The organism is Aeromicrobium sp. PFPM2_SD2 (assembly GCF_057364525.1).
On sequence record NZ_JBNFNZ010000211.1, the window covers coordinates 1 to 4,148 of the forward strand.

At 73.7% G+C, this 4,148-nt stretch carries 3 protein-coding genes and 1 pseudogene; 1 reads left to right on the forward strand and 3 read right to left on the reverse strand.

The features are described 5' to 3' along the window. From AC2W7G_RS10445 to AC2W7G_RS10455, 3 genes and pseudogenes are all read right to left on the reverse strand, one after another. On the reverse strand, positions 1 to 577 hold a 577-nt coding region (locus tag AC2W7G_RS10445), incomplete at its 3' end, for an NAD(P)/FAD-dependent oxidoreductase (RefSeq protein WP_485868375.1). Continuing rightward, the gene (locus tag AC2W7G_RS10450; RefSeq protein WP_485868376.1) at positions 574 to 1,905 is read right to left on the reverse strand and encodes an aminotransferase class III-fold pyridoxal phosphate-dependent enzyme; all 1,332 of its coding nucleotides are present in this window, start codon (positions 1,903 to 1,905) and stop codon (positions 574 to 576) included. The genes AC2W7G_RS10450 and AC2W7G_RS10445, both read right to left, overlap by 4 nt. Then, positions 1,898 to 3,417, reverse strand: a pseudogene (locus AC2W7G_RS10455) (CoA-acylating methylmalonate-semialdehyde dehydrogenase). Before AC2W7G_RS10455 ends, AC2W7G_RS10450 begins: the two are co-directional and overlap by 8 nt. Before the next feature lie 114 nt (positions 3,418 to 3,531). On the opposite strand from AC2W7G_RS10455, the gene AC2W7G_RS10460 reads away from it, so the two are divergent. Beyond that, positions 3,532 to 4,148: PucR family transcriptional regulator ligand-binding domain-containing protein (locus AC2W7G_RS10460; RefSeq protein ID WP_485868377.1), on the forward strand; the 617-nt coding region annotated here is incomplete at its 3' end.

Consider the following 4,148-nt stretch of genomic DNA (forward strand, 5'->3'; position numbering starts at 1 on the left):
CCCCCCACGCCAGCCGCGCCGGGTCGACGAGCGCGCACTCCTGCGGCCCGTCCAGGCGCCCGGCCAGGTACGTGGGCGAGTCGACGAGGGCGCGGACGCCGTCGGCGTCCAGGAAGCCGGGCTCGTCCGGCTCGAGCCACGCGACCTCGTGCGGACGGGTCGCCACCGACAGCTGTCCGCCGCGGACGAACCCGCAGTCGATGCCGTAGCGCTCCACCGTCGCGGCGATCTCGTCGAGGTTGCGCACGCCGAGGGCGTGCAGCGTGTCGTACTCCCCGGGCCAGCGGGCACGGCCGTTCGCCTCGCCGTGGGTGATCGAGGCCTCGCAGAACCCGCCGTTGCGTCCGGTGGCGTGCTCGGCGAGCCGGTCGCGCTCGACCAGCAGCACCCGGCGTCCCGGGTCGCGCTCCAGCGCGCGCAGCGCCGTCCAGAGGCCGGTGAACCCGCCGCCGACCACCAGCAGGTCGGTCTCGACGTCCCCGGTGAGCGCCGGGCGCGGGTCCGGACGCGCGGGGGTGTCGAGCCACAGCGGGCGCAGGACCGACCCGGCGAGCGCGTCCTTGGGACGGGTCGTCACGCAGACACCTCGGCCAGGGCCTCGCCCAGCGCCTCCAGCCCCTCGCGCACCTGCGCGGCCGTGATCGTCAGCGGCGGCACGAGGTGCACGCGGTTGGCGTTGACCATGGGCAGCAGGCCGCGCTTCCTGCTGGCCGCGACGACGCGGCCCATCGTGGCGGCGTCCAGGGGCTCGCGGGTGGCGCGGTCGGCCACCAGCTCGGCGACCCAGAAGACGCCGGTGCCGCGCACCTCGCCGACCAGCTCGTGGGCGTCCTGCAGCGCGGCCAGCCCGGGGGCGAAGACCTCCGAGCCCAGGGCGGCGGCGTGCTCGACCACCCGGTCGTCCTCCATCGCGCGGATGGTGGCCACGGCCGCGGCGGCCGCCAGCGGGTGGCCGGAGTACGTGAGCCCGCCGGGGTACACCCGCTCGGCGAACGTCGCGGCGATCGCCGGGCTGATCGCGACGCCGCCCATGGGCACGTAGCCGGAGTTGACGCCCTTGGCGAAGGTCAGCAGGTCCGGCACGACGTCCGCGTGCTCGACCGCGAACCAGCGTCCGGCCCGGCCGAACCCGGCCATGACCTCGTCGGCGATCAGCACGATGCCGAACCGGTCGCACAGCTCGCGGACGCCGGCCAGGTAGCCCGGCGGCGGCACCATCACGCCGGCCGTGCCGGGGATCGACTCCAGGATGATCGCGGCGATCGTCTCGGCCCCCTCCAGGACGATCGTCTGCTCCAGGTGCTCCAGCGCGCGCTGCCCCTCCTCGGCCTCGCTGGTGGCGTGGAAGACCGAGCGGTACAGGTACGGCCCGAAGAAGTGCACCGTGCCGGTGGACGCCGAGTCGTTGGGCAGCCGGCGCCAGTCGCCGGTCACGTTGACCGCGAGCTGCGTGCCGCCGTGGTACGAGCGGTACGTCGAGAGCACCTTCGGACGTCCGGTGTGCAGCCGGGCCATGCGGATGGCGTGCTCGTTGGCGTCCGCCCCGCCGTTGGTGAAGAAGATGCGGTCCAGGTCGCCCGGGGTGTGCGACGCGATGAGCCGCGCCGCCTCCGAGCGCGCGGCGTTCGCGTACGCCGGCGCGACGGTGCACAGGTGCGCCGCCTGGTCCTGGATCGCCTTGACCACCCGCGGGTGCTGGTGGCCGAGGTTGGTGAACACCAGCTGGGAGGTGAAGTCCAGGTAGCGGTTGCCCGCGCCGTCCCAGACGTGGCTGCCCTCGGCCTTGGTCACGACCATCGGGTCGAGGGCGCCCTGGGCGGACCAGGAGTGGAAGACGTGCGCCCGGTCCAGCTCGTGGGTGCGCTCGGGGCTGTGGTCGACGAGGTCGCTCGTGTGCTCAGACATTGCGCGGGAACCCCAGCTCGAGGCCACCGGCGGGGCGGTTGGCCGGGTCGATCCAGCGGCTGGTGACGACCTTGCCGCGGGTGAAGAAGTGGACGCCCTCGACGCCGTGCGCGTGGGTGTCGCCGAACAGCGACTTCTTCCAGCCACCGAAGGAGTAGTAGGCCACCGGGACCGGGACGGGGACGTTGATGCCGATCATCCCGACGTGGACGTCGGACTCGAAGCGACGGGCCGCTCCCCCGTCGTTGGTGAAGATCGCGGTGCCGTTGCCGTAGGGGTTGGCGTTGATCAGCGCGACGGCCTCGTCGTAGGTGTCGACCCGGACGACCGAGAGCACCGGGCCGAAGATCTCCTCGCGGTAGACCTCCATGTCCGGCGTGACGTGGTCGAACAGCGTCGGACCGAGGTAGAAGCCGCCCTCGGCCCCGCGGGCGGCGACGTCGCGGCCGTCGACGACGACCTTCGCGCCGGACTGCTCGCCGGAGTCGATGAACGAGGCGACCCGGTCGCGGTGGGCCTGCGTGACGAGCGGACCCATGTCGGCCTCGCCGTCGCCGCTCGCCGCCGCGCTGCCGTCGCCGACCAGGATGGTGCGCGTGCGGTCGGCGATGCGGGCGACCAGGTCGTCGGCCACCTCGCCGACGGCCACGAGGACGCTGACCGCCATGCAGCGCTCGCCAGCGCTGCCGTAGCCGGCGTTGACCGCGGCGTCGGCCGCGACGTCGAGGTCGGCGTCGGGCAGGACGACCATGTGGTTCTTCGCCCCGCCGAGGGCCTGGACCCGCTTGCCGTGGCGCGAGGCGGTCTCGTAGACGTACTCGGCGATGGGCGTGGAGCCGACGAAGCTGATCGCCTGCACGACCGGGCTCTCCAGCAGCGCGTCCACGGCCACCTTGTCGCCCTGCAGCACGGTGAAGACGCCGTCGGGCAGGCCGGCCTCCTTCCACAGCGCCGCGAGCCACAGCGACGCCGACGGGTCCTTCTCGCTCGGCTTGAGCACGACGGCGTTGCCGGCGGCGATGGCCACGGGGAAGAACCACATGGGCACCATGGCCGGGAAGTTGAACGGGCTGATGATGCCGACGACGCCGAGCGGCTCGCGGCGCGAGTGGACGTCGATGCCGGTCGAGACCTGCGGGGACTGGCCGCCCTTGAGCAGGTGCGAGATGCCGCAGGCGAACTCCACGACCTCCTGGCCGCGGGCGATCTCGCCGAGCGCGTCGCTGTGCACCTTGCCGTGCTCGGCGGTGATGATCGCGGCGAGCTCCTCCTTGCGGGCGTTGAGCAGCTCGCGGAAGGCGAAGACGACCTGCGTGCGGCGGGCCAGCGAGGTGCGTCCCCACTCCTGCGCGGCCGCTCGGCGGTGGCGATGACGTGCGCGGCGTCCTCGGCCGACGCGAGCGCGACCCGGCCGGTGACCTGGCCGGTGGCCGGGTTGGTGACGTCGGCGAAGCGGCCGCTGGTGCCGGCGAACGGTGCGCCCGCGGCCCAGTGCGCGATGGTGGTGGTCATGCGGTCCTCCTCGTGGTCCTGGGACGATCCTGCCGTGGACGACCACGGCGCGCGCCCGACGTTCCGTAGGATCAGGGTCACGAGTCCGACGATCCGTCGGCGAAGGAGGCTGCCGTGCTGGTGCTCGCCGACGTCCTGGCGATGGCCGTCGTGCGCAGCGCCGACCCGCAGGTCCTCGCCGGTGACGCGCTGCTGCACCGCCCCGTGCGCTGGGTGCACACCACCGAGCTCGCCGACATCGCTCCGCTGCTGCGCGGCGGCGACCTCGTGCTCACCACCGGCATCGCGCTGCCGGACAACGCCGAGGCGCTGCACGGGTTCGTCCTGAGCCTGGTCGACTCCGACGCCGTGGGACTCATGGTCGAGCTCGGACGCCGTTGGGAGCACCTGCCCGGCGCACTGGTCGACGCCTGCGCCGAGCTGGGCCTGCCGCTGGTCGCCCTGCGCCGGGAGGTGCGGTTCGCCGCGATCACCCAGGCCGTCGGCGAGCGCCTGGTCGACGAGCAGCTGGCCGAGCTGCGCGAGTCCCAGCGCGTCCACGACACGTTCACCGAGCTCAGCATCGCCGAGGCCGGCCCCGACGAGGTGCTCGCCGCGGTGGAGCGCCTCGCCGGAGCCCCGGTCGTGCTCGAGAGCGCGCAGCACCGGGTCTCGACTTCCGGCCCGGGCCCGGCGACGCGACGACGTTCCTGGACGACTGGGAGCGCCGCTCGCGCACCGTCCGCACCGAG